At 70.9% G+C, this 25,152-nt stretch carries 22 protein-coding genes and 7 pseudogenes; 5 read left to right on the top strand and 24 right to left on the bottom strand.

Annotated features, from left to right (window positions below; translation table 11 throughout):
* The first annotated feature begins 9 nt into the window (after nucleotides 1–9).
* Nucleotides 10–948, top strand: coding sequence for a sigma-70 family RNA polymerase sigma factor (locus D5S19_RS11315; protein ID WP_120023311.1), 939 nt, complete (start codon nucleotides 10–12; stop codon nucleotides 946–948).
* 20 nt (nucleotides 949–968) lie between these two features.
* Here D5S19_RS11315 and D5S19_RS11320 read toward each other — a convergent pair whose 3' ends face one another.
* From D5S19_RS11320 to D5S19_RS11350, 7 genes and pseudogenes are all read right to left on the bottom strand, one after another.
* The gene (locus D5S19_RS11320) at nucleotides 969–1,535 is read right to left on the bottom strand and encodes a carboxymuconolactone decarboxylase family protein (protein WP_120023312.1); all 567 of its coding nucleotides are present in this window, start codon (nucleotides 1,533–1,535) and stop codon (nucleotides 969–971) included.
* Between the two features lie 69 nt (nucleotides 1,536–1,604).
* Nucleotides 1,605–3,398 (bottom strand): glycosyl transferase, encoded by a 1,794-nt coding sequence (locus D5S19_RS11325; protein ID WP_233573837.1) that lies wholly within the window; start codon nucleotides 3,396–3,398, stop codon nucleotides 1,605–1,607.
* Entirely contained in the window at nucleotides 3,395–4,468 is a 1,074-nt protein-coding gene (locus D5S19_RS11330; RefSeq protein WP_120023313.1) for a serpin family protein, read from the bottom strand. The genes D5S19_RS11325 and D5S19_RS11330 overlap by 4 nt, the downstream gene beginning before the upstream one ends.
* Before the next feature lie 82 nt (nucleotides 4,469–4,550).
* Entirely contained in the window at nucleotides 4,551–5,846 is a 1,296-nt protein-coding gene (locus tag D5S19_RS11335; RefSeq protein ID WP_120023314.1) for a deoxyguanosinetriphosphate triphosphohydrolase, read from the bottom strand.
* 41 nt (nucleotides 5,847–5,887) lie between these two features.
* A complete protein-coding gene (locus tag D5S19_RS11340; RefSeq protein WP_120023315.1) occupies nucleotides 5,888–6,541 on the bottom strand; it encodes a YdcF family protein in 654 nt (217 codons plus the stop codon).
* A 119-nt stretch (nucleotides 6,542–6,660) separates the two neighbouring features.
* Nucleotides 6,661–6,805: pseudogene (locus D5S19_RS11345) on the bottom strand (response regulator transcription factor); the annotation flags it as partial.
* Nucleotides 6,806–7,054: 249 nt separating this feature from the next.
* Entirely contained in the window at nucleotides 7,055–8,443 is a 1,389-nt protein-coding gene (locus tag D5S19_RS11350; RefSeq protein WP_120023316.1) for a glycine--tRNA ligase, read from the bottom strand.
* A 1,200-nt stretch (nucleotides 8,444–9,643) separates the two neighbouring features.
* Between D5S19_RS11350 and D5S19_RS11355 the strand changes: the two genes are divergently transcribed.
* Together D5S19_RS11355 and D5S19_RS11360 are read left to right on the top strand one after the other, a co-directional pair.
* Nucleotides 9,644–10,102 carry an ArsR/SmtB family transcription factor gene (locus D5S19_RS11355; RefSeq protein ID WP_120023317.1) on the top strand — a complete coding sequence of 153 codons (459 nt, stop codon included), beginning with the start codon at nucleotides 9,644–9,646 and terminating at the stop codon, nucleotides 10,100–10,102.
* The gene (locus D5S19_RS11360) at nucleotides 10,099–10,521 is read left to right on the top strand and encodes a Fur family transcriptional regulator (RefSeq protein ID WP_098514142.1); all 423 of its coding nucleotides are present in this window, start codon (nucleotides 10,099–10,101) and stop codon (nucleotides 10,519–10,521) included. Before D5S19_RS11355 ends, D5S19_RS11360 begins: the two co-directional genes overlap by 4 nt.
* 505 nt (nucleotides 10,522–11,026) lie before the next feature.
* On the opposite strand, the pseudogene D5S19_RS11365 reads toward D5S19_RS11360, so the two are convergent.
* From D5S19_RS11365 to D5S19_RS11435, 17 genes and pseudogenes are all read right to left on the bottom strand, one after another.
* A pseudogene (locus tag D5S19_RS11365) lies at nucleotides 11,027–11,563 on the bottom strand (TIGR03943 family putative permease subunit); the annotation flags it as partial.
* A 261-nt stretch (nucleotides 11,564–11,824) separates the two neighbouring features.
* Nucleotides 11,825–12,043, bottom strand: a pseudogene (locus D5S19_RS11370) (TIGR03943 family putative permease subunit); the annotation flags it as partial.
* Nucleotides 12,040–13,059 carry a permease gene (locus tag D5S19_RS11375; RefSeq protein ID WP_120023337.1) on the bottom strand — a complete coding sequence of 340 codons (1,020 nt, stop codon included), beginning with the start codon at nucleotides 13,057–13,059 and terminating at the stop codon, nucleotides 12,040–12,042. The gene D5S19_RS11375 and the pseudogene D5S19_RS11370, both read right to left, overlap by 4 nt.
* Nucleotides 13,060–13,169: 110 nt before the next feature.
* On the bottom strand, nucleotides 13,170–13,463 hold the full coding sequence (locus D5S19_RS11380) for a hypothetical protein (protein WP_147397373.1): 294 nt from the start codon (nucleotides 13,461–13,463) through the stop codon (nucleotides 13,170–13,172).
* A 396-nt stretch (nucleotides 13,464–13,859) separates the two neighbouring features.
* On the bottom strand, nucleotides 13,860–14,279 hold the full coding sequence (locus D5S19_RS11385) for a YbjN domain-containing protein (RefSeq protein ID WP_120023319.1): 420 nt from the start codon (nucleotides 14,277–14,279) through the stop codon (nucleotides 13,860–13,862).
* A complete protein-coding gene (locus D5S19_RS11390; RefSeq protein ID WP_120023320.1) occupies nucleotides 14,276–15,097 on the bottom strand; it encodes an isoprenyl transferase in 822 nt (273 codons plus the stop codon). The genes D5S19_RS11385 and D5S19_RS11390 overlap by 4 nt, the downstream gene beginning before the upstream one ends.
* Nucleotides 15,098–15,126: 29 nt before the next feature.
* Entirely contained in the window at nucleotides 15,127–15,903 is a 777-nt protein-coding gene (gene recO / locus D5S19_RS11395; protein WP_120023321.1) for a DNA repair protein RecO, read from the bottom strand.
* A gap of 125 nt (nucleotides 15,904–16,028) precedes the next feature.
* Nucleotides 16,029–17,354: an RDD family protein gene (locus tag D5S19_RS11400; protein ID WP_120023322.1), complete on the bottom strand. Its 1,326-nt coding sequence runs from the start codon at nucleotides 17,352–17,354 to the stop codon at nucleotides 16,029–16,031.
* 164 nt (nucleotides 17,355–17,518) lie between these two features.
* Nucleotides 17,519–17,968: a DUF2752 domain-containing protein gene (locus D5S19_RS11405; RefSeq protein WP_120023323.1), complete on the bottom strand. Its 450-nt coding sequence runs from the start codon at nucleotides 17,966–17,968 to the stop codon at nucleotides 17,519–17,521.
* 140 nt (nucleotides 17,969–18,108) lie between these two features.
* A complete protein-coding gene (gene era, locus D5S19_RS11410) occupies nucleotides 18,109–19,008 on the bottom strand; it encodes a GTPase Era (protein WP_120023324.1) in 900 nt (299 codons plus the stop codon).
* On the bottom strand, nucleotides 19,005–19,343 hold the full coding sequence (locus D5S19_RS11415; RefSeq protein WP_120023325.1) for a cytidine/deoxycytidylate deaminase family protein: 339 nt from the start codon (nucleotides 19,341–19,343) through the stop codon (nucleotides 19,005–19,007). The genes era and D5S19_RS11415 overlap by 4 nt, the downstream gene beginning before the upstream one ends.
* Nucleotides 19,336–20,667 carry a hemolysin family protein gene (locus D5S19_RS11420; RefSeq protein WP_120023326.1) on the bottom strand — a complete coding sequence of 444 codons (1,332 nt, stop codon included), beginning with the start codon at nucleotides 20,665–20,667 and terminating at the stop codon, nucleotides 19,336–19,338. Before D5S19_RS11420 ends, D5S19_RS11415 begins: the two co-directional genes overlap by 8 nt.
* Nucleotides 20,668–20,676: 9 nt before the next feature.
* A complete protein-coding gene (gene ybeY, locus D5S19_RS11425) occupies nucleotides 20,677–21,228 on the bottom strand; it encodes an rRNA maturation RNase YbeY (RefSeq protein WP_120023327.1) in 552 nt (183 codons plus the stop codon).
* A pseudogene (locus tag D5S19_RS34120) lies at nucleotides 21,225–21,557 on the bottom strand (PhoH family protein); the annotation flags it as partial. The pseudogene D5S19_RS34120 and the gene ybeY, both read right to left, overlap by 4 nt.
* Nucleotides 21,558–21,809: 252 nt before the next feature.
* A pseudogene (locus D5S19_RS33790) lies at nucleotides 21,810–22,577 on the bottom strand (LAGLIDADG family homing endonuclease); the annotation flags it as partial.
* Nucleotides 22,566–23,291, bottom strand: a pseudogene (locus D5S19_RS33050) (PhoH family protein); the annotation flags it as partial. The pseudogenes D5S19_RS33790 and D5S19_RS33050, both read right to left, overlap by 12 nt.
* A 101-nt stretch (nucleotides 23,292–23,392) precedes the next feature.
* Complete coding sequence (locus tag D5S19_RS11435) at nucleotides 23,393–23,749, bottom strand: histidine triad nucleotide-binding protein (RefSeq protein ID WP_120023329.1); 357 nt, start codon at nucleotides 23,747–23,749, stop codon at nucleotides 23,393–23,395.
* 222 nt (nucleotides 23,750–23,971) lie between these two features.
* Here D5S19_RS11435 and D5S19_RS11440 point away from each other — a divergent pair, with 222 nt between their 5' ends.
* Both D5S19_RS11440 and D5S19_RS11445 read left to right on the top strand, forming a co-directional pair.
* The gene (locus D5S19_RS11440; protein ID WP_120023330.1) at nucleotides 23,972–24,286 is read left to right on the top strand and encodes a hypothetical protein; all 315 of its coding nucleotides are present in this window, start codon (nucleotides 23,972–23,974) and stop codon (nucleotides 24,284–24,286) included.
* Nucleotides 24,286–25,152: pseudogene (locus tag D5S19_RS11445) on the top strand (hypothetical protein); the annotation flags it as partial. The gene D5S19_RS11440 and the pseudogene D5S19_RS11445, both read left to right, overlap by 1 nt.

The following is a 25,152-nucleotide window of genomic DNA, read 5'->3' on the forward strand; positions in this document are numbered from 1 at the left end:
CTCGGACCCATGTCCGCCACCCCCGCACTCCAGCAGTACGCCACCGAGTTCACCGGGCACCGGGCGCACCTGATCGGCGTGGCCTACCGGCTCACCGGCACCCGGGCGGACGCCGAGGACGCGGTTCAGGAGTCCTGGCTGCGACTGGCCGGGCTCGACGACGAACGCCGCACGGCGATCCGCGATCTGCGCGGCTGGCTGACCGCCGTGGTCGGCCGGATCTGCCTGGACCGGCTCCGTTCGGCGGCCACGCGGCGGGAGCGGTACGTGGGCAACTGGCTGCCGGAACCGGTGGTCACGCCGTACGGCACGCCGGTGAGCGAGGATCCGCTGGAGGCCGCAGTGCGCGACGACGGCCTGCGGATGGCGGCGCTGGTCGTGCTCGACCAGCTCACCCCCGAGCAGCGTGTGGCGTTCGTGCTGCACGACGCGTTCAGCGTGCCGTTCGCGGAGATCGCGGACGTCCTCGGCTGCACCGCGGCAGCCGCCCGCCAGCACGGCTCGCGCGGTCGGCGTGCGCTGGCGCAGGCCGATCCGCCGCCGCGCGCGGAGCTGGCCGAGCAGCAGCAGGTGCTCGAGAAGTTCGTCACCGCGCTGCTGGCCGGCGATCTCGCCGCGGTCACCGAACTGCTGCACCCGGACGTGGTCCTCATCGGCGACTCCGACGGCAAGGGCCGCACCGCCCGCCAGCGGGTGGCGGGGCCGGACAAGGTCGCCCGGTTTTTCCTCGGCCTGCTGCGCAAGTACGAACCGGGCGCGCTCACCCGTGGCGGCCCGGTCCTGGTCAACGGCGACCTCGGCATGTGGGTGCCGTCCTCGCCCGGGCGCGAGGGTTTCCTGCCGCTGGACGAGCACGTGCAGGGCATGAGCCTGCGGGACGGGCGGATCGCCGTCATCTACGACGTGGTGAACCCGGACAAGCTGACCCGCATCACCCGGCCGTCCTGAGGCGGCCGGACAGTGCCGCCTCACGGCAACGGCACCCGGCACGCCTCCCCCGAAGTGAAGCCCTGGTCGACAATGCCGAGCGCGCTGTTCATCCGCGCCCGCGAGTTCTCCAGCGCGATCTGGTAGGTCAGCTCCACCACCCCGGCCCGGCCGAACTCGGCCTCCAGCTCGGCGATCTGCTCGTCGGTGACGGTGACCGTCTCGCCGGACATCGCGTCGGCGAGCGCGAGCGCCAGCCGTTCCGGGCGGGTGAACGCGGGCGAAGTGGCGTAGTCGTCGATCTGCTTGAGCCGGTCGATGTCCAGGCCGGCGTGCTTTTGCAGCATGGTGCCGAAGTCGACACACCAGGAGCAGCCGATCCGGGTGGCCACGCGGTACACCGCTAGATCACGCACGTTGACCGGCAACCGCGTCGAGGCCTTCTCCGCCATCAGCTCGTGCACGACGCTCGTCCGCAGCAGGCCGGGGTGGTGCGCGGCGACCGTGACCGGTTCCGGCACCGCGCCGTAGCGCCGCTTGGCGATCCGGTAGACGAGCTTGAGCAGCAGGCCGGCTTCGGCAGTCGGCTTGACCGAAATACGGGGCATGTCGGGTCCTCCTTTTCCAGGGGTTCACAAGGAGGACGAAGTGCACGGCGGGGATGTGACAGGACCCGCTCAGCTCCCGGTGGTGAACGCCCGCACGTCCCAGACCCACACGCCGTCGATGTACCTGCCCGGCTTGCGCAGCAAAAGGTCGACGGTGGCGCGGTAGGCGTCCGCGTGGTCGCGTGGGCTCAGCACCAGCACGGAGGCGTGCCAGTACCGCAGGTCGGCGATCGCCTGGTTCCGCGCGGCCTCGGTGACGCCCTGTGCCTGCCCCGAATCGCGGACCCGGTCGAACAGCAAAGAGGTGGGCCGCTGGTAGGCGCCATAGCGGCCACGCCGGTCCTCCGGCCCGCTCGGGCCGACGAAGTACCCCTCCGGCATGGAATACCCGAGACCGGCCTCGACCTGCCAGTGCAGTGGTTCGGACTCGCCCGAGCTGGCCAGTGGTACCGGCACCACCGTGCCGCCGCGGGCCACGTAGCCACGCCAGGTGCCGTCCGTGAAGAACGCCGGGGTCGCCGGCCGGTTGTGCACCACGAGCTGGATCGGCGCGACCGGCAGCAGCACGGCGGCCACCGCACCCAGCCAGAGCAACCGCACCGGTAGCGGGCGGGCGTCCAGGCCGGGCCGGAAGGCGAACACCCGGTCGGTGGCGATGGCCAGCAACGCGGCGACCGCGGGCACACACGCCAAGGCCAGCCGGGTGGCCAGCAGGGTATCGAGCAACGGCAGGTCCGCCAGCAGCCGCCACGGCCCCGCGACACCGGTGTCCTCCCCCACCACGGTGATGTCGGAGCCGAGGGACAGCCACGCCATCAGGAACATCGAGATCGCCAGCGAACGCGCGACAGCCTCTCGCCACAGCCAGATCGTCACCACGATCATCACCACGATCAGCGGCCAGCCGAAGAACGCGTTCTCCTCGGTGCGGTTCATCGACACGGCGGCGGCCGCCTCGGGCTGGCCGGCGACCGACTGGGTGGCGAACCGGGTGAACGCGGCGGTGTCGTTGCCGACCTCGCCGTGCGCCAGCCCGGCGTAGCTCTGCGGGCCGAAGAACTGCCACCACAACGGGAACCCGGCGAGCACCAGCGTGACCAGCAACGCGATCCCACCGCCTGCCGCGACCGGCCGCAGCATCGCCCGGGCCTCCCGCCGCCGGGACACGCAGTAGGCGATCGCGAAGACGGCGAAGCCCAGCACGAAGATCAGCAGCAGTTCCTCGCCGAGGAAGATCTGGTAGGCGGTCAGCACGCCGAGCCAGATCCCGTTGCGCACCGGGCGGTGGCCGCGGGCCAGGTGGATCACCTTGAGTGCCAGGAAGGGCAGCACGAACCAGGCGACGAAATTCGGGTGCGCGTTGGCGTGGGAGATCATCGACGGCGCGAACCCGGCGAACGCCCCGCCGATCACGGCGGCGGCCCGAGACCGGACGAGGTGCCGGGAGAACACCCAGTACCAGGCGGCGGCACTGCCGGCCAGGCTGCCGGTCAGCACGACGGCCCAGGTGAACGTGGGCCCGAAGAGCAGCGTGAGGGGGGTGAGCGGGATCGAGACGCCGAGCATGGCCGTGTTGGCCATCAGGTTCACGCCGAGCGGGAAGTTCTGCAGCTCGGTGGTGAGCGGATTCTCCAGGTGCGCCACGGAATGCGCGGTGACCGAGAAGAACCACTCCCACAGGTTCTGGTCCGAGGCGCTGTTCCACAGATAGCCCTGGCCGAGGTTCACCCACAGCCCGCCGAACACCACGATCGAGAACAGCAGATAGCCACCGACGATGCCGGCGTCTGCCCAGGACCGGCGCATCCGCGGTGCGGCGGCGGGGATCGGCTCGGTCCGCACCGCCGGGCGGAACAGGCTCACGCCGGGCGCACCACCCGGGCCGAGAAGTACACCGCGCCGGTGGCCGCGTGCCGGACGAACAGCAGGAACGGCCGGTCCACGGTGACCACCACCGGTTCGGCCACGACCAGCGACATCGTGCGCATCTGGACCGCGGTGGCCGCGGCACCCTCCAGGCCCTGCTCGTCGAGCCGCAGCACGGCCTGGTGCAGCACGCTGTCCACCCACAGCGGGCGGTCCGGGCTCAGGCCCGTCAGGTCGGCGTCCGGGGTGAACAGCTCGCGCACGCCGAGCCGATGCAACGCCGGGTCGAGATCGGTGCGCACGTCGAGGGAGATCTTCGGCAGCGAGAGGCGGACCTTCCGCCGTCTCGGGCTGTCCAGCAGGCGCTGCAGGAACCGGCCGTCGAGCCCCGCTTCGGCGGCGGCCAGGTCTTCGCCGGGCAGGAGGATCACGGCTTCGACACCGCCCTGCGCGGGGAGCGTCACCACCTGCCAGCCGGCCTCGTCCGCGTAGCCGACGGTCTCCACCAGGTGCATCGTCGGCACGTCGCGGGGGCCGCCCGGGGAATGGAACGGCGCGGGCGCGGTGGCCTGCTCGGGGAACGGGTGCCGCCAGCCGGCCTTGAGGTAGAGCGCGTTGACCAGGCTGGCGCGGGTGTCCGCGTGGATCGCGCCGTCCGGCAGCAGCTGCGGGACAAGGCCGTGAGTGGTCCGGTCGACGTCGGCGTTGATCAGCTCACGCGCGCCTCCCGGGTCGGTGGCGAACGGCGCAGTGTCGGCCTTGCCACCGGGCCGGGCCACGAGGTCTGCGAGAAACGCGTCGTCGATCGTGATGCGGTCCGAGGCCCACAGGGTGTTCGCCACGGCGAGCTCCGCTCTGTCGCCGACTTCGGCAGCCGCGCGCAGCAACTCGTCCTGGCCTTCGCCGAGCAGCGCCCGCAGCTCGTCCGAGGTCCGCCCCTTCGCCGCGCGTGCCACCAGGTCGAGCGCGCCCGCGATCGAGTACGGCGAGAAACACGCGTCCCCACCATCGCCCGCAGCCGCGCGCTGCACCGAGAGCACAAGGTCGAGGTGACTGTCGAGACCCATGCCGCGACCGTACCTCCTGCCCGGCGCCGGTGCCGATTCCCCTGACCTGGGACGTCGAGGCCGGAATCGAGCCGGCTGCCGATCACCCACCGGTCGGCGGGGTTCCGTGCCGCCCGGTGTGCCAGCGATGCCATTCGTAAGCCTGGGCATCGGTGAGCGACGCGACCTGGTCGACGACCACGCGCAGCCGGGCGGCGTCGTCCGAAGCACCGTGCCAGGCCGGGATGTACAGCGGGTCCAGGGCTTCCGGCGCGCGGCGGCACAGGGCGGCGACCAGCTCCGTGATCAGCTCGCGCTGGCCCTCCTGCATGGCGAGGCGGCGGCGGTCGCTCATCACGTACCGCAGGGCCAGCGCCTTCAGCAGGGCGACCTCCGCGGCCGCCTGATCGGGCACCGCGAGGCGCGCGCCGTAGCGGGTGAGCGGGCCTTCGCCGTACGCGCTGCGGGTGCCGGTGACCGCGGCGGAGGCGAACCGGCCGACCAGCTCGCTCGTCAGCCGTTTCAACCCCACCTGCGCCGCCAGTGAGCCGTCCGGGGGCGCGTGCACCAGCTCCGCGACCACCGGCAGGTCGAGCAGCTCCTTTGCCGCACCCTCCAAAGTGGACACCGAGAGCGTGGAGAAATGCCGCGCCGCGGCCTCGGCGACCGCGGCGCGCTCCTCCTGATCGGCCAGCACGCGCAGCCGGATCCGGCCGGCCAGCACGCCGTCCTCGACGTCGTGCACGGAGTACGCCACGTCGTCGGACCAGTCCATGATCTGCGCCTCCAGGCAGCGGCGCAGGCCGGGGGCACCCTCCCGGAGCCAGTCGAACACCGGCTGATCGTCCGGGTAGACGCCGTATTTCGGGTCGCCCGCCTGGCGGGTCCAGGGGTACTTCGTGGTGGCGTCAAGGCAGGCGCGGGTGAGGTTGAGCCCGGCCGGGGCGCCGTCGGCGGCGAGCACCTTCGGCTCCAGCCGGGTGAGGATCCGCAACGTCTGCGCGTTGCCCTCGAACCCGCCGCAGGGCTGCGCGACCAGATCCAGCGCCCGCTCCCCGTTGTGCCCGAACGGCGGGTGCCCGATGTCGTGTGCCAGCCCGGCGGTATCGGCCAGATCCGGATCGGTGCCCAGCTCCTCGGCGATGCCGCGGCCGATCTGCGCGACCTCCAGCGAATGCGTGAGCCGGGTCCGCGGCGCGCCGCTGACCTCGGCCCCCTCCCCTGGGCCGACCACCTGCGTCTTGCCCGCCAGCCGCCGCAGCGCCGCCGAATGCAGCACCCGCGCACGGTCCCGGGCGAACGCGCTGCGCCCGTCCGGGCGCGCACCGGCGAGCGCCGCGCCCTTGGCCGCCTCGGCCAGCACCCGGGCGCGGTCGTGCTCGCGGTAACCCTCGTTCACCGGGCCAGCTTAAGCGCGCGGACCGACAATCTCCGCCCGATTCAGCCCAGCATCGTGGCGAACAGGTCGTCCGCGGGGGTCTTGGCCAGCTCGTAGAACAGCAGGGCGCCGGTCTCGCGGAAGATGTAGCGGATCTGCGTGCCGCGCTCCCGCACGATCGGACCGCTGTGCGTCGGCGAGGTCCAGGCGTCGATCCCGAGGTCCCGCGCCATCGTGCGCGAGCGGAACGAATGCCACGGATCGCTCACCAGCACCGCGGAACGCCAGCCGTGCGCGGTCAGCTCGACGGAAACCGCGCGCAGGCTCTGCAACGTGTCGTTGCCTTCGCCGACCGGGAGGGTCGCCGCAGCCGGCACGCCGTGCCGGGTCAGCCACCGCGCTCCCGCCTGCGCCTCGGTGAAGTTGTCGGCGGCTTTCTTGCCTCCGGCGGTGATCACGGTCCTCGCCACGCCTTCGGCGTACAGCTGCCGCGCCTTTTCCAGCCGAGCGCTGAAGATCTCCGACGGCCTGCCGTTGTACTGCGCGGCACCCAGCACGACGATCACGTCGGCCCGCGCGCTGTCGTTGTCCCGAGCCACCTGCCACACGCGGAATCCGGTCCCCGCGATGACCGCCACCAGCACCAGAACCCCGCCGAAAACGATGCGGCGAGCCCAATTCGCCCCGGTGGGTCCCGTCCGTTCGGCCGCGCTCATGGCGGCCATCCTGGCAGAACCGCGCCGCCACCCCGGGAGCCGGTCCGCGACGCGCGGAGGTCTGTGAAGGGAACCTAATGGACTCAGCGTCCGTGAAGGTTCCCTTCACAGCACGAGGACTAGAGCCAACCGCGTTCCTCGGCCAGCCGGACGGCCTCCGCGCGGGTCCGCGCGCCGATCTTGCCGATCGCGGCGGACAGGTGATTGCGTACGGTGCCCTCCGACAGGAACAGCTTCTTTGGCGATGTCCGAGACGGTGGCGCCGGTCCTACGGTAGAGCCGGATCACCAGCGCGCCCAAGCCGGCCGTCCAGGCGGCCAGCGCGGCGGGATAGCCGACGACCAGCTGCGTGGTCACCGCCGGGCGAACCAGGCTGATCATCCAGTACGCCGGCAACGCGTGCGCCACGCCCTGCATCCAGCCCGCCATCGCCTCCAACGGCAGCCACAGGGGCAGGACATGGCGACGCCCCCCCGGAGCGGAAGGGGCCGTCGCGCTGCGGAATCGGCGGGATCAGCAGCCGAGCAGGCGACCGGCCAGGTAGGACTCCACCTGGTCGATCGCGATCCGCTCCTGGGTCATGCTGTCGCGTTCTCGGACGGTGACCGCCTGGTCCTCCAGGGAGTCGAAGTCCACCGTGACGCAGTACGGGGTGCCGATCTCGTCCTGGCGGCGGTACCGGCGGCCGATCGCCTGCGCGTCGTCGAAGTCGACGTTCCAGTGCTTGCGCAGGCGGGCGGCCAGATCGCGGGCCTTCGGCGAGAGGTCGGCGTTGCGCGAGAGCGGCAGCACCGCGGCCTTGAACGGGGCCAGCCGCGGGTCCAGGTGCAGCACGGTGCGCTTGTCGGTGCCGCCCTTGGCGTTCGGCACCTCCTCCTCGTCGTAGGAGTCGACCAGGAACGCCATCATCGACCGGCCGACCCCGGCGGCGGGCTCGATCACGAACGGGCGGTAACGCTGCCCGGAGGCCTGGTCGAAGAACGACAGGTCCACCCCGGAGTGATTGGAGTGCGTGGTGAGATCGAAATCGGTGCGGTTGGCGATGCCCTCCAGCTCGCCCCATTCCTGCCCGGCGTTGAACGCGAAACGGTACTCGATGTCGACGGTGCGCTTCGCGTAGTGCGAGAGCTTTTCCTTCGGGTGCTCGAAATGCCGCAGGTTCTCCGGCTTGATGCCGAGATCGGTGTACCACTGCGTGCGGGTGTCGATCCAGTACTGGTGCCAGGTCTCGTCCTCGCCCGGCTCGACGAAGAACTCCATCTCCATCTGCTCGAACTCGCGGGTGCGGAAAATGAAGTTGCCCGGGGTGATCTCGTTGCGAAAGGACTTGCCGATCTGGCCGATGCCGAACGGCGGCTTGCGGCGCGAGGCGGTCTGCACGTTGAGGAAGTTGACGAAGATGCCCTGCGCGGTCTCCGGGCGCAGGTAGTGCAGGCCCTCTTCGGTCTCCACCGGGCCGAGGTGGGTCTTGAGCATCATGTTGAAGTCGCGCGGTTCGGTGTACTTGCCGCGGGTGCCGCAGTTCGGGCACGGCACCTCGGACAGGTCGTCCTCGGCGGTCGGCTTGCCGGTGCGCGCCTCGAAGTCCTCGGCGAGCTGGTCGGCCCGGAACCGCTTGTGGCAGGACAGGCATTCGATCAGCGGATCGGTGAACACGTTCACGTGCCCCGAGGCGACCCACACCTGGCGCGGCAGGATCACCGAGGAGTCGAGGCCGACCACGTCCTCGCGGCCCTGCACCATGGCTTTCCACCACTGGCGCTTGATGTTGTCCTTCAGCTCCACGCCGAGCGGCCCGTAGTCCCACGCCGACCTGGTGCCGCCGTAGATCTCTCCCGACGGGAAGACGAAGCCACGGCGCTTGCACAGACTGACGACGGTATCGATGGTGTTGGCGGGCACTCCACGCTCCGGACGCATGCGGGGACGGTTATCGGACTAAGACGTCCAGCCTATCCGCTGGGCCCGGCGCCACTGCGCGCAGGCCGTGCGTCGGCGGGCGCGGCCCGGTCGGTCCGGTCAGCCGGGGTGGGACACACCGGATCCGCGGCGACGAGCCGGTTCTCGGCGAGCCCGCCGGGTCGTCGAGGTGGCCGCCGCCACAGGTGATGGCACGAGCCGGTGTGACCCCACCACCTCAACGAGGGTGACCGCGCCGCTGGAGTGGCGGGCCGGCGACCGCCGGAGAAGTTCGACGACGCTCGCCGTTGTCTACGGGTGCACCCGTGGATCGCCGGCCCGTTGGTCGCGGGTGACCGGACAGCACGAGCGCGCCCTTTGGGCGGCGCCGAGCCGGATGCCCCACCACGCGGCGCCGTGGGAGGCAATGCGCGGGATCGGCGCCACAGCCCGGCCGCGCTACAGCTCGGCCCCGGGGCTTGCTCCCCCGGCGGGCCACCTCGCGGTGAACTCACCCTGCCGGGGGAGCACAGTCGTCGTACCACCGGCCCGGTGCCCCAGTGCCCGCCCGGTCGAGTGTTCGGGAACACTACGATGGAACAGACTGTTATCGGCAATGACATCCGCCTTCGGGACCGCCACCCTCACGGTGCCCCGGCAGGACGGCAGGACGCGAGTTGGAGGCAGGCGATGACACCGGCCAGTTCGGGTGCCCTCTCGACCGGCCCGGCCGCGGACCCGCCGGGACGTTCCGGCGCCCCGCTCGGCCCCGTCGGGAACCCGGAGAGCGCCACGAGTGTTCCGGGCGCGGCCGGGGTCGCGGGCGTGGCAGCCGTTCCGGCAGCTGCGGGTAGCTCCGGCACCGCTCGTGTTCCGGGTGCGGCAGGCGTTCCCGGCACTGCCGGTGGCCCAGGCGCCGCTCGCGGTTTGGGCGCCCCAGACGTTCCCGGCACCGCCGGTGGCCCAGGTACCGCTCTCGGTTCGGGCGCCCCAGACGTTCCCGGCACCGCCGGTGGCCCAGGCGCCGCTCGCGGTTTGGGCGCCCCAGGCGATTCGGGTGCCGGAGGCGGTCCGGGTGTGGCAGCCGGTGCCGGAGGCGGTCCGGGTGCGACGGCCGGTGCTGGTGCGGCAAGCGGTTCCGGTGCCGCAAGTGGTTCCGGTGCGGGCACGACGAGTGGCCCCAGTGCCGGAGGCCGCTCGGATGTGGCGGCCAGTGCCCGTGCAGCAAGCGGTTCCGGTGCCGCAAGTGGTGGTCCCGGTGCGGAGGGCGTTCGGGGAGTCCCGGATGCCGAGGGTTCCGCACTCACCGCAGGTTCCGCGCTTGAGGCCGACGGCCACGAGCCCGGCCCGAGCGGCGGGCACCCCGGATCCGCGGTCCCGACGGCCGCCCTCGCCGACGCGGGCGAGCTGCTGCGGGCACTCGCGGCCCCGGTGCGGATCGCCATCGTGCTGCAGCTGCGCGAGGCGGACCGGTGCGTCCACGAGCTGGTGGACGCGCTGGACGTCGCGCAACCGTTGATCAGCCAGCACCTGCGGGTGCTCAAGACGGCAGGCGTGGTGCGCGGTGACCGCCGCGGCCGCGAGGTCGTCTACCGGCTGGTGGACGACCACTTGGCGCACATCGTCGTCGATGCGGTGACCCACGTGCAGGAAGGGAAATGACGATGTCCCGGGCCTCGAAACCCGCCCCGGTCCCCGGCCGCCGCGCCACCCGGCAGCGAGCGGCGGTGGTCGATCTGCTCACCACCGTCAACGATTTCCGTTCCGCCCAGGAACTCCACGACGAACTCCGCAAGCGCGGCGACGGTATCGGCCTGACCACGGTGTACCGCACCCTGCAGTCCTTGTCCGAGGCAGGCGAGATCGACGTCCTGCGCACCGACTCGGGCGAAGCGATCTACCGGCTGTGCTCGGCGCACCACCACCATCACCTGGTGTGCCGCGTCTGCGGCCGCACCGTGGAGGTCGAAGGTCCGGCCGTGGAACGCTGGGCGGAGAAGATCGCCGCAGAACACGGCTTCAGCGACATCAGCCACACCGTGGAGATCACCGGCACCTGCGCGGAACACGCCGCAGGCTGAACCCCGGCACGCTGGCTCCCGATCCGTCCGTCGATCCCGAACTCGCGCCCGGCCGGGCCGGACCTCGGCCCGTTTCGGACGCCGGGGCCAGTCTGGCGCAGAGTCCAGTGAGGCAGTAGGTCCGGCCTGCCACCGAGTCCAGTGTGGCCCGGGTCCGACCTGCCGCCGAGTCCAGTGTGGCCCGGGTACGGCCTGGCGCTGGTCCTGGCCACGCCTTGGACCAGTCGGCGACTGACCTCGCCAAGCGTTGAGTCCGCCGAGGCGTCGAGTCCGGTCTGGCGCCAACCGCAGGGGCTGGGCGTCGAAGGTGCCGGGGACCAGCCGTGGCCATCGGATCCGGCCCGGGCTGCAGCCGACTCTCGGTACCGGATCGTGCTCCGGGCAGCCCCGGCCCGTTCACTGCCGCACCGCTCGGCACCGGACCGTTCGCCGCGCATTCGGCTTTGCCGCCCACCGCCACGCTCTCGGCGCCGGGATCGCCCACCGGACAGACATCGGCCGCGTCTCAGTACTCGTACGGGTCTTTGGGTGCGGTGATCCGTTCGACGGTCGCCGGGACGAGGTCGGGGGTATAGCTGTTCGCCTCGTTGGCGGTACCGGGAACGATCTGTCCGGTGACCCGTAGCCAGGTGTCGCTGGGGAAACGGTCCGCATCACCTCCTTTCAGACGCACTGTTACCGGGGAGGCGTCGGCAGCGCAGCAGCTGATGACGAGGCGGGCCAGCAGGGTCTGCCCGCCGTTGTGCACGACGAAGCCGGAGATCGCGATCGTCCGGCCGTTGAGGGTGCCGCCGGAATCCCAGCCGGCCCGTGACACGACCTCGTTCATCGCCATCGGCACCACTGCTTCGGCGGGCAGCGGCGGGAAAGCCGACTCGGCCGTGGTCGCCGCGCTCTGGGGCACTCTCGCCTCGGTCCGGGTGACCGAATCCGCGCCGAGCGCGGGAGGCGCCACGAGGAAAACGGCGAGCACCGGCACGACGAGCAGCCACGCCGAACGCGCCGGATGGTGGTGCCCGTGCCCGTCCCCCACCGGATGTCCGGCGGCAGGCCCGGCGGGGCTTTCCGGCTCACCCCTTGGCCGATTCCCGTCGGTCAGGCTGGGGTCCTTGTTTTGCTCGAACCCGGCCGGATACTCCTCCATCGGCCCGATGCCCTGGCTCTGCACGAACTCATCGATCGGCCCCGCACCCGGAGAATCCGCGAGGTGATGCGCCGCCGCCACCCGTGGCTCCTGGGCATCAGGTGTCTCGCAGCCCTGGCCGCCTGCAGCTTCGGGCGGCGGATGGCCCGCCGCGACGACATCCGGCCCGGCTTGCGCGGCGGCATTCGCCGCCGAGCGGGCGCGGAGCAGGTCGGCCACGATCGCGACGACGCCGAGCAGGAGCATCACCACTCCGCCGCAGATGATCCACGGTTGCTGGGCCGGTTTGACATAGCGCAGGTAGTCGCCGTTGATCGCAATCTTCACCAGCGCGCCGCCGAGGAGGATCAGCAGCACGTTCTGGGTTTCCCGCCTCATCGCGCACCGCCGAGGAAGATCAGGCCCGCGGCCGTGCCACAGAGGAGCGCGACCACGAACGTCACCGGGGCGAACCGGGCCGCGAAGGACTTCCCGAACGTACCGGTCTGCAAGGCGAACAGCTTCACGTCGATGGCCGGGCCGACCACCAGAAAGACCAGCTTCGGCAGCAACGGCACGGCGGCCAGCGACGCGGCCACGAATGCGTCCGCCTCGCTGCACAGCGCCAGCACCACGGCCAGCACGGCCATCACCAGCACGCCGAGCACCACCTGCCCGGACAGCACCCCGAACCATTGCGCCGGCACGAGTACGTTGAGCGAGGCGGAGATCAACGCGCCCAGCACGAGAAATCCTCCTGCCTCCACCAGATCGGTGCGCGCGGTCTCGGCGAACACCTGCCAGCGGCGGCCCGGCGGCACGTCGGGCAACCGGCGCAGGGCGCGTTCGGTGATCCAGGACAGCTTGCCCCAGCGCGCCCAGATCCAGCCCATCGCCATCGCCGTCGCGAGCGACCCGGCGAACCGCGCGAGCACCATTTCCGGACGGCCGGGGAACGCCACCGCGGTGGCCACCAGCACCACCGGGTTCACCGCGGGCGCGGCGAGCAGGAAGGTCAGCGCCGCTGCCGGCGCCACCCCCTGGCCGATCAGCCGCCGGGCGACCGGCACGGACGCGCATTCGCACCCCGGCAGGGCCACGCCGGCCAGCCCGGCCACCCCGACCGCGGCCGAGGCCCGGCGCGGCAGCACCCGCTCGAGCACCCGCGCCGGCACGAACGCCGCGATGGCCCCGCTGATCAGCACCCCGAGCACCAGAAAGGGCAGCGCCTGCACGCACACGGCGACGAACACGGTCGCGCCGGTGCGCAACGCGGGCACGTCGAACAGCTCCTGCAGCCGGCTCTGCGCAAGGATCGCAACGAGCAGCACGGCGCACAGGATCTCGATCGAACTGATCCGGAACCGCCGCGTGCGCGGCCGCTCCTCGGTGGCGTTTCCGGGAATGATTTCCACGAACGCGATGATGCCAGCCACCCCCGACCGGACGCCGCCCGCAGGCGCAGTGAAGGGGACCCTCACGACGGTTTCGCGCAGAAGTCACCCATTCGAGATAGACAAATCGGTCATTTCGTCGAGGTTGGGTCGCGCCGCGCGCTGGCTCGCCGGGATGCGGCAGCAGACGGAACCGACCTGTCGAGCGCGGCGAAGCAGTGGGCGGGCAGCGGCAGCCACTCACCGTGCTGCCCGGGGCAATCACCTTGCAGGACAACGCAAAGCACCAGCCAGCCGTCGAACGCGAAAGGCACGGCGAGGCAAATCCCCTGCGGCACCAGGTCGATCGGGCGTGGAAAAGCACCTGCGACAGCGGGCATCTCCTCAAGCAAGGCAAGCCCGACGACAGCTGCGCCCTCGAACACCAAGCCGCACCAGCCAGCACGCAGCACCGCCCGCCACACGCGACAGCCACTCAGCAAACTCGCCCAGCGACATCCGCCCGACTGCGGCGAAGCCCGAACGACAGCACTGATCCGTCAGGCAAGCCACCCCTCGGCAGGCGCCCGGCAAACAGCAGCCGGAAAACAGCCCAGTGACATCGGCCCGGCAGCACCATCCCACAGGCAAGTCACCGTCGACAGGCGCTCAGCAATCACCGACGTCGGCAGCTCAGCTGGAAGGCCGCCAGGACATCGGCCGGGCCGTAAACGGCTCCCCACCTATGACCAGCCGCCAGCGACAGCTCCCAGGGTCCGCGTCAAACAGCCAGCCCCGACAACCTTGGCGAAGAACCACCCCGCGAACGCCTGGAAACCCGGTCAGTCCTGGACGCCGGGCAGCTCCGTACGCAGCTGTGAAGCCGTCGACACCACCAGCATCAGCAACGTCCCGAGTGGCGACGGGTCCATGCCCTCCGCCGGGAAGGCGTAGCGGAGGGTCACGTCCACGCCCTGGTCGGTGTGTCCGAGCCCGAGGGTGCCGAACAGGCCCTGGCCGGCGCGTTCGGCGACGGCGATCGCCAGCGCGGGGTCGTCCGGGCGGTCCCAGGCGACGACGCAGGTCAGGCTCAGCACGGTGAGACCGTCGGCCAGGCGGGTGGCCTGGATGACGCAGGGGACGTCCCCGTGCGAGAAGGTGATCGCGCCGTCGTCGTCCACGTGGACTTCGAGGTAGCGTTCCAGCGCTTCGCGGGCCAGGGTCAGCAAGGCGCCGGTCTCGGCGGCTTCCGCGGTACTCATGCGTTGGTCCCTTCGGCCTGGTCCACGGCCGCGCCGAAACGGCGGTCGCGCTTGGCGAATTCCAGGCAGGCACGCCACAGGTGGGTGCGGTCGAAATCCGGGAACAGCGTGTCCTGGTAGACCATCTCCGCGTACGCCGACTGCCACAGCAGAAAGTTCGACGTACGCTGCTCCCCCGAAGGACGCAGGAACAGGTCCACGTCGGGCATGTCCGGCTGGTACAGGTACTTCCCGATGGTGCGCTCGTCGATCTTGTCGGGGTTCAGCTTGCCCGCCGCGACGTCCTGGGCGATCCGGCGCATCGCGTCGCCCAGCTCCGCGCGTCCGCCGTAGTTGACGCACATGGTCATGTTCAGCGCGGTGTTGTTCTTCGTCTTCTCTTCCGCGATCTGCAGTTCCTTGATCACGCTCGCCCACAGCTTGGGACGACGGCCCGCCCACCGGATGCGTACGCCGATCGAACCGAGGTAGTCCACCTGACGCCGGATGGTGTCCCGGTTGAAGCCCATCAGGAAGCGCACCTCCTCCGGGCTGCGCTTCCAGTTCTCGGTGGAGAACGCGTACACCGAAAGCCACTTCACGCCCAGCTCGACTGCGCCGCTCGCGACGTCGATCATCACCGCCTCGCCGCGCTTGTGCCCCTCGATCCGCGGCAGGCCGCGCTGATTGGCCCAGCGGCCGTTGCCGTCCATCACGAGCGCGACGTGCTTCGGGAGCAGCGCGCGCGGGATCTCCGGCGGCTTCGCCCCGGTGGGATGCGGGTCCGGTGCCCGCAATTCATACCCCGACGCCCGGGTCTCGCGTCCCCTGCGCAGCACTTCGTGGTCCTCCTGCCGAGTGGGCTTCCCTACCCGGGTGACCCTACTTGCCCCGGCGTAGGCACCTGCCTGGCACGCCGCTCCACGAGCGGCAGCGACCGCAGCTGACGCTCCAGATGCCACTGCAGATGTGCCGCGACCAGCCCGGACGCGTCCCGGCGGGTGACTCCGGGCGCGGCCTCGGCGACCGTCCAGGCCCCCTGCAGCAACGCGTCGAGCAGAGTGAGCACCTCCGGAGCGGGATGCACCGATCCGGCGATCCGGCAGTCCGGGCACATCGACCCGCCCGCGGCGACATTGAACGCGGCATGCGGGCCGGGCAGCCCGCAGCGGGCGCATTCGGCGATCGCGGGCGCCCAGCCGGCGTAGGCCATCGCGCGCAGGAAGAACGCGTCGAGTACCAGCGAGGCGTCCCGCTGCCCACCGGCCAGCGCCCGCAGCGCGCCGACGACCAGCAGGTACAGCTTGAGCACCGGTTCGCCCTCCTCCGCGGAGAGCCGGTCGGCGGTCTCGGCGATGGCGCTGGCGGCGGTGTAGCGCTGGTAGTCGGCGACCAGCGGCAGCGCGAACGCGTCCACGGTCTCCACCTGGGTGATCACGTCCAGCGTGCGCCCGGGATAGAACTGCAGGTCCACATGACCGAACGGTTCGAGCCGCGCACCGAACCGGGACGAGGTGCGGCGCACGCCCTTGGCGACCGCCCGGACCTTGCCGTGCCGCCGCGTGAGCAGGGTGATGATCCGGTCGGCCTCGCCCAGCTTGTGCGTGCGCAGCACCACCCCGGTGTCGCGGTAGAGGTTCACCACCCCGGCATCGTCCCACTTCCGGGCGATATCGCCGACGGTGACACCCTGGTTCGGTGGAAAGAGCCGGTGCGCACCGCGGCTGCCGGAGTGGGCACGGCTTGGCTTTTTCTTACGGGCAAAGACGATCAGGCCGGTGGGTCGCTCTTCACGGCGGCGTCGGGCTTGAGCGTTTGAGTGGCCTCGGGAGCGGGGTCGCCGGGCTTGAGCATCTGGGTGCGGTCGGCGGAGTCTGCTCCGCCCGGGCGGACCACCTGGGTGGGCTCGGCCTGCTCGAACGGCGTCGGTCCGGGCGAAAGTGGCCCGGCGGTGGGCTGCCCGGTGGAGGATTGCCCGGCGACGACAAGTCCGGCGGCAGACTGATCGGCAACGGGCTGGCCGGGCAGGGGCGGCGGGGCGAACCCGCCGGACGGGAGCTGTCCGAAGGCCTGCGGCTGGCCCGGCTGCCCGAGTCCCGGCGGTTGCTGGCCGAACCCCGGCTGAGGCTGCCCCGGCTGGCCCACGCTCGGCTGAGGTTGACCGAATCCCGCCTGCGGCTGACCGAATCCCGCCTGGGGCTGGGCAAGTCCCGGCTGCGGCTGGGCGAGCCCCTCAGCGGGCGACTGACCGAACCCCGGCTGAGGCTGGCCCGGTTGCCCGAACCCGGGCTGCTGCCCGAACGCCGCCTGCGGCTGGGCGAACCCGCCGGAGGGGTGTTGACCGAAGCCGGGCGGCGGCCCGAAACCGGCCTGCGGCGAGCCGTAGCCGAACGCCTGCGGTGGCGCCGGAGCGTCCGCGGGCAGCACCACGGTGCGGATGATCTTGTCCGCGAAGGTCTGCGCCCTTTCGTCCCACAGCGGCCACAGGAAGCCCACGAAGCAGAAGAACCCGTCGAACACGTGCGTCAGATCGCGCACGAAGGCCATCCCCGGGCCGATCGGCTGCCCGGTCACCTCGCTGACGAGCTTGATCCCGACCACACGCTTGCCGAGCGACTGCCCGGTGGTACCGCCTCGCAGCCACCGGGTGTAGAGGCCCCAGCCGATCGACCCCAAGCCGGCGAGCAGGTAGCAGATCGTGGTGACAATCGAGCCCAACCCGATCGTGCCGACGATGATCGCGGTCAGGTGCAGCGCAAGCAGCGGGCCGTAGTCGATCAGCATCGCGAGCACCCGCAGGCCCCAGTTCGCGTAACCGCCCGGCGGGCCGTACGGGTTCGGGCCACCGAACCCTGGCTGGCCATAACCCGGTTGCGGGGCACCGAAACCGGGCTGAGGCGACGGCGCGTGCGGCTGGCCGAAACCGCCGTGGGCACCCTGCGGCGAGCCAAAACCCGGCTGTGGCTGGCCGAAACCTCCTTGCGGCACAGGAAATCCGCCCGGGGCCGGGGGCACGCCGGGCGGCTGTCCCGGCGGGACACCGAACGGCGGCGGACCCTGCGGCGGGCCGGCCGGCTGACTGTAGGGATCGGTCATCGGGAATTCCCCCTCGCATCGTCGTTGCACCGGCGCTGTCACTCTTCCGTGAGCACCGGCGCACGGAGCGTACTCGGTTCCGCTACGCCGATCTCAGCCAGGCTTTCCCTTGTCCGCAGGGGAAACCGGATCCGCTCCGGACGTGGTCCACACCACTGTCAAGTTCACACGAACAGCCCAGCGAACGGCGGAAACGGCAGGTTGCGCAGGACAAACCAGGCCGCGAACGCCGCACCCGCCACCCACGGCGTCCACCGCCGGTGCAGCCACGAACGCACCGCGCGGCCGCGCAACCTGCCTACTGTCCAGGCGAACCCGCTCCACGCGAACAACACGACGAACACCAGCGCCACCGCGTTGTAGTGCACTGCCGCGGAAACGTTGCCGTGCAACAGGCTGTAGGCCATCCGCAGGCCACCACAGCCGGGACAGTCGATGCCGAACAGGAATTTGGTCGGACACACCGGAAACAGCCCGCCAGGCGTGGTCGGATCCCCCCACCACACCGCGGCGCAGGCCAGCCCGATCCCGGCGGCGACCGCGGCAGGCCCCGCGAGTGCCCTGGCGACCGCACGAGGATTGCGCGCGGGCACTCCCGTGTAGACAGTGCTCACGGCCGGAACCCGTTACCCGCCACGAGGTACCGCCCGATCAGGATGGCGATGCCGAGCGGCAGGCGGTACCCGTCAAGACGCCACAGCGGGTACCGACCGTTCATGCCCTTCCCTCCCGGAAACGACGCGACGAAGACGCGTCAGAATCCCAGCCGCCGCAGCTGTTTCGGGTCGCGCTGCCAGTCCTTGGCCACCTTCACATGCAGATCGAGGTAGACCTTCGAACCCAGCAGCCGCTCGATGTGCCGGCGCGCGGTGGCGCCGACCTCCTTCAGCCGTTCGCCGCGGTGCCCGAGGATGATCCCCTTCTGGCTGGGCCGCTCCACGTACAGCAGCGCGTGCACGTCGATCAGGTCGTCGCGGCCCTCGCGCGGCAGCATCTCCTCCACGGTGACCGCGATCGAGTGCGGCAGCTCGTCGCGTACGCCCTCCAGCGAGGCCTCCCGGATCAGCTCGGCGACGAGGGTCTGCTCCGGTTCGTCGGTCAGCTCGCCGCCGGGGTAGAGCTGCGGTCCCTCGGGCAGCCGCGCGACCAGCAGGTCCGACAGCGTGGTGACCTGGAACCCGTCCACCGCCGACACCGGCACCAGCTCGGCGAAGTCCATCACCTGCTGCAGCGCGAGCAACTGCTCGGCGACCTGCTCGGGCTTGACCAGATCGGTCTTGGTGACGATGCCGAGCACCGGGGTGCGGCGCGCGATCTTCTTCAGTTCCTCAGCGATGAACCGGTCGCCCGGACCGACCTTTTCGTCGGCCGGCACGCAAAATCCGACGACGTCCACTTCGGACCAGGTCTCGTGCACCAGATCGTTGAGCCGCTGCCCGAGCAGGGTGCGCGGACGGTGCAGGCCGGGTGTGTCGATGATCACCAGCTGCGCGTCCGGGCGGTGCACGATCCCGCGGATGGCGTGCCGGGTGGTCTGCGGCTTGCTCGAGGTGATCGCGATCTTGGTGCCGACCAGCGCGTTGGTAAGCGTGGATTTGCCCGCGTTGGGCCGTCCGACAAAGCAGGCGAACCCGGAGCGATGCGGCTCGGTCACGGCTGGAGCACCTCGGCGATCTCGCCCGAGGGCTCGGCCCGCACGATCGGAGCCAGCTTCGCCACGTCGCGCACCGCCTGCACGGATGCCTCGTCCACGAGCACATCGGCGGTCACCACGGCGGCCGCTTCGAGACCCTCGGCGCCGCTGGACAGCGCGGCGGCCACCGCCCCCTGCACGGCGGTGAGCCGGAACGACGGCAGCTCGACGGTGGTCGCGGCGTAGGTCCGGCCGTCGGTGTCCCGCACCGCGGCACCTTCGGCGGCACCGTTGCGGGCCCGTGCGGAACGGGCCAGCGTGACGAGCTTCTGGTCCTCGGCCTCGAGGTCAGGCATGGTCGACTCTCCTGTTGCTTTCATCGGATTGGGGTGCCCGGGTGCGCCGCCGCACGCCGGCGCCGGCCGGACGGACCACGACCGAGGTGATGCGCATGCGGCCGCGGCGGTCCTTGCCCCCCTCGGCGAACAGCCGAAGGCCGGCGACCTCGGCTTCGGCCCCCGGCAGCGGGACCCTACCCAGTCGCTGTGCGAGCAGTCCGCCGACCGTCTCCACATCGTGGTCCTGCAGGTCGATGCCGAACAGCTCGCCGAGGTCGTCCACGCTGAGCCGGGACGACACGCGCACCGCGCCTTCGTCGAGTTCCTCGACGTCCGGCCGTTCCTCGGTGTCGGATTCGTCGGTGATCTCGCCGACGATCTCCTCGAGGATGTCCTCGATCGTCAGCAGGCCCGCGGTGCCGCCGTACTCGTCGACCGCGATCGCCAGGTGGTGGTGGGTGCGCTGCATCTCCTTGAGCAGCTCGTCGAGCCGCTTGGAGTCGGGCACGAAGCTCGCCGGGTGCATCACCCCGCCGACCAGCGTTCCCGGCCCGTCCGGGTCCATGTACGCGGACATCAGGTCCTTGATGTTGACCACGCCGCAGATGTCGTCAACCGAGTCGTCGATCACCGGGACGCGGGTGAACCCGGTGCGCAACGCGAGCGCAAGGGCCTGACGCACGGTCTTGGTGCGCTCGATCCAGACGATCTCGGTGCGCGGCACCATCACTTCGCGGGCCACCGTGTCGCCGAGTTCGAAGACCGAGTGGATCATCTCCCGCTCGGAGTCCTCCACCACGCCGCGTTCCTGAGCCAAGTCGACCAGTTCGCGCAGCTCGACCTCGGAGGTGAACGGGCCCTCGCGGAAACCCCGGCCGGGCGTGATCGCGTTGCCGAGCACGATGAGCAGCCGCGACAGCGGGCCGAGTATCGAGCCCAGCACCCGGACCGGGCCGGCCGCGATCATCCCGACGCGATAAGGGTGCTGACGGCCGATGGTGCGCGGGCCGACGCCGATCAGCACGTAGCTGACCACCACCATGACCACCGCGGACAGCAGCACAGCCAGCCAGAACCTGCTCACCCAGCCGAGGAAGGACACCGTGACCAGCACGGTGGCGGTCAGCTCGCAGCCGAGCCGAAGCAGGAGCAACAGGTTGATGTGCCGGCGGCGCTCGGCGACGACCGCGGCGAGCTGCCGCGCGCCGCCGCGGCCGCTGCGCACCAGCCCGTCGACGCGGGCCTGCGAGACCGTGCCGATGGCCGCGTCGGCGGCAGCGAAGCCACCGGCGAGCAGCACCAGCGCGATCGCGATCACGAGCTGTGCCGTGGGACTGCCCATGTCGGAACCTTAGGGCGTTTCCCCGGGGGCCGGGGTGTCGAGCCCGGCGACGCCGAGCACCCGGTCGTCCACGTTGCGCTGTGCATCGCGGGCGTCCAGCGCGGCCACCGCGGCCTGGAACTCGCCGAGAATGCGCTTCTGCAGCCCGAACATCTCGCGTTCCTCGGCCGGTTCGGCGTGGTCGTAGCCGAGCAGGTGCAGGACCCCGTGCACGGTGAGCAGGTGCAGTTCGTCGAGCAGCCCGTGCCCGGCGGCCTTGGCCTGGTCCTTCGCGAAGGCCGGGCACAGCACGATGTCGCCGAGCAGTGCGGGCGAGGCGTCCGGCGCGTCCGGCCGTCGGGAGGAGTCCAGCTCGTCCATCGGGAAGGCCATCACGTCGGTCGGGCCCGGCAGGTCCATCCAACGCTGGTGCAGGTCTTCCATCACGTCCAGGGTGACGCACAGGACGGACAGCTCGGCCAGCGGGCTGACCTCCATCTTGTCGAGTGCGAAGCGCGCCGCCGCGACGATCGAGGTCTCGTCCACGTCGACGCCGGACTCGTTGGCGATCTCGATGCTCATCGGCGGGTGCCCTTCCGGCCGCCGGACGGCGGTTCCTGCGCGTCGTGGGCGGCCTGCCACTTCTCGTACGCGTCGACGATGTCGCCGACCAGCTTGTGCCGCACCACGTCCTGACTGGTCAGCTCGGCGAAGTGCAGATCGTCCACGCCTTCGAGGATCTCCCGCACGACCCGCAGCCCGCTGCGCTGCCCGCTGGGCAGGTCGACCTGGGTGACGTCCCCGGTGACCACGATCTTGGCCCCGAACCCGAGCCGGGTGAGGAACATCTTCATCTGCTCGGGGGTGGTGTTCTGCGCCTCGTCGAGAATGATGAAGGCGTCGTTGAGGGTGTTGTGGGTGAGCAGGTGGCCCTCGGTCACGTAGAGCGAATCGGCCGCCGCCACCTGGATGCAGACCGCCTCCGCGCGCCCGGCCGGCTCGATCCGGTCGATGAACCGCGTCGGCCTGCCACTGCCGCCGGCCGCGTGGTAGCTCTCCTGCTTGCGGGCGAGCCGGAACGGCTCGGTGCCCTCGGGAAGACGGATGTCCAGCACGTACGCGTCGTGCTGATCCTCCGCCGCCCGGCGGCTTCGCTCGGTGGCCGTTCCGCCGAGCGACTGCACGAGGCCGACGATGTCGTCCCGCAGCCGCTGCGAGGTGGTCGTGTACTGGATCCGGCAGGTACGTCCACGGTGCCCGACCGGCTCGCCGTCCGCGTCGAGCAGGCCCTGCAGCAGGGCGTGCCGCACTTCGGCCGAGTTGCTCAGGTAGCACTCCGGAACGAACTTGGTGTTCGACCGGGTACCGAGCAGCTCCAGTTCGCGGAGAGCGTCGGTGACCGGGTTCTCCAGCGTGATGACGTTCCCGGCTTCGGCGTTCTGGTCGGGTGCGTCGTTCCCGCCGCGATGCCGCACGCGGATGCCCGGAAGCTCGGGATCGTGCGTCGTGAAGCCCGGGGTCGTGGACCCGGTCAGACATCCTTCGCCGAGCACCAGGCCGAGCGCGTAGGGATCCATCGGGACCGGGCGGGCGGGATGACAGGCCGGACCGGACAGCATCGGCAGCTCGTACCGCCGCGCGCGGAGCTTGCCGATCATCTGCTTGGTTTCGAGGACCCGCCACGGTTTGCCGCGTCGTTTGCCCGACGCGGTCCTGACCGTCCAGAGGTGGTCCCCGCAGCACAGGGTCGACGAGCCGTCGCCCGCGGTCAGCCGGTAGATGTCCTTCTCGCCCTGCGGGTAGACGCCGAGGACCGGGGTGGGTTCACCATGGGAGCCCAGCACCAGATCGCCGACCCGCAGCCGCCCGATCGGCCGGAAGCCCTCCGGGGTGAGCACGGGGGTGGTGACCGGTTGTGCCCGGCCGCGCATGTAGGCCAGCGGCGCGATTTCGATCGTGCCCGCCTGCATCAGCCGCGGGATCGACTCCGCTTCGATCATGTCGTGCAGCGCGTCGTAGAGCGGGCGCAGGTACGGGTCGATCTTGTCGTTGAGCGTGCCGGGCAGGAAGCCGAGGCGTTCGCCGGCTTCGACCGCCGGGCGAGTCAGCACGATGCGGGTGACCTGCTTGGCCTGCAAGGCTTGTACGGCCTTGGCCATGGCGAGGTAGGTCTTGCCGGTGCCCGCCGGGCCGATGCCGAAGACGACGGTGTGCTTGTCGATCGCGTCGACATATCGCTTCTGGTTGAGCGTCTTGGGCCGGATCGTCTTGCCGCGGCGGGAGACGATGTTGAGGCTGAGCACTTCGGCCGGGGAGGCGTCGCCGCTGGAGAGCATGCCGATGGTGCGGCGCACGGTGTCCGGGCCGACCTGCTGGCCACCGCCGGCGAGCTGGGCCAGGTCGGTGAAGACGCGTTCGGCGAAGGCGACGTCGGCCGGGGTGCCGGTGAGGGTGACCTCGTTGCCACGCACGTGCACGTCCGCGGCGAGCAGTTCCTCGGCGACGCGGAGGTTCTCGTCGCGCGAGCCGAGCAGGCTCAGCGCGGCCGTGTCGGGAATCGGGAAGCGGGACTGGGCCACGCTGGTGGCCGGGGCGTCGTCGGGGACGTCAGGACGGGCGGCTCCACCCGGTGCGGTTCCGGCCACGTGGCCTCTGGCCTGCTTTCTGCGCTTTCGCTGCGTTGACGGACGTTCGTGCGGACCCTTCGATGGTACTTGGCCGCCGGTCCCGCCCGCAGTCCGGTTTCCTACCCGAAGCGCCCGAACAGCCCCAACTGCTCGCCGCCCAGCACGTGCGCGTGCACGTGGAACACGGTCTGCCCGGATTCGGCGTTGGTGTTGAACACGACCCGATAACCGCTCTCGGCGATGCCCTCGATCTCGGCCACCCGGCGGCACGACCGCAGCACGTCGGCCAGCAACTGCGGATCCGCCTCGGTCAGCTCGGCGACATTGCGATACCGCTTCCGCGGCACCACCAGCACGTGCACCCGCGCCTGCGGATTGATGTCCCGGAACGCGAACGTGGTCTCGTCCTCGTGCACCACGTCGGACGGAATCTCCCCGGCGATAATGCGCTCGAACAACGTATCCGCAGAAGTCATGCCACCACCCTACAAAGACCGGCGCCCCTCACCCCGCCCCGGTTGGCCGCTGCTGGGGTTGCAGGCACAACGGAGGGTGCGTACGTGATCGAGAACGTCAGCAGCCGGATACACGATCAATGGAGGCTTCGCGCCCAAGCGGCGCGGTGAGGAAAACAGGAGGCAGAAGATGGGCAAGAAGGACGCCGACCGCGACGGACAGGGACGAGTAGGGCGGAATTCGTGACCGACCGGCACGACCGGCTGACCGTGGGGCGCGCGCCGTTCATCCCGGCCGTGGTGTGGGTCGATGACCCCGTCAAGGGCGGGTTTTCCGCGGTCTCGCGAGACGACGACGAACCACGCTGGCGTGCGCTGGTCGCGGCGGACGAGCCGATCGTCACGCAGGTGGACGACGGCGCCACCGAGCCGGGTGAAATCGGGCAGCAGCCGTCCAGCTCCGGTAGTCAGCCGTCGCTGGTGGCAGCCATGCTCGCGGCGCTGGACGTACGCGAAGGGCACCGCGTGCTGGAGACCGGGGCCGGTACTCGCCCGTAGTGGTGACCGGCGACGGCACGAAAGGCTATGCCCCGGACGCCCCCTACGACCGGGTGATCTCCACGGCGTCTGTCCGCACCATCCCGGCGGCGTGGATCGGGCAGACCCGCCCCGGCGGAGTGCTCGTCGTGCCATGGGGCAGCGACTACGGCGACGACGCTTTGACCCGTCTGGTAGTCGCCGAGGACGGGTCCGCGTCGGGGCGATGCGGAGCGGACCTGGCGTTCATGCGCCTGCGGAGCCAGCGGCGGGACTTCCTCGAGCCTTCCGCCGACCAGATCGGCACGGCGGCGACGACCCGGACCGCGCACGGCGGCCGGGAATTGTTCGAGATGGTCACCTTCACTCGCGCTTCGTTCACCATCGGACTCCGGGTGCCGTTCTGCTATCTGACGGTGGAAGACGTCACCGACGACCGTCGCCTGGTCGAGTTGCACGACGTGCGCACCCGATCATGGGCGCGGGTCACGCTGATACGCGGGCAAACCCCTTGGACGGTGCACCAACTCGGCCCGCGCCGTCTCTGGGACGAGGCGGACACCGCGTACTCCTGGTGGCGCAAGGCAGGCGAGCCAACCCCGAATCGCTTTGGCCCGACCGTCACCCCGGATGGCACGCACACCGTGTGGCTGGACACCCGACCGGACTTCACTGGAACCCCCACACCCGCCCCGCAGCTCGCCCCCTACGCCCCACCCGCCCCGTCAGGAGCCGCAACTCACCCCCCTACGCCCCCACCGCCCCGTCAGGAGCCGCAGCTCACCCCCCTACGCCCCCACCGCCCCGTGGGGGCTCCGGGGGCTCGGCCCTCGGACAACACGCGACACCCCCACCGGCGAAGGAGCGAAGCTCCGAAGACGCCGCGG

This window comes from Amycolatopsis panacis (assembly GCF_003600245.1).
GTDB classification, from domain to species: Bacteria; Actinomycetota; Actinomycetes; order Mycobacteriales; family Pseudonocardiaceae; genus Amycolatopsis; species Amycolatopsis sulphurea.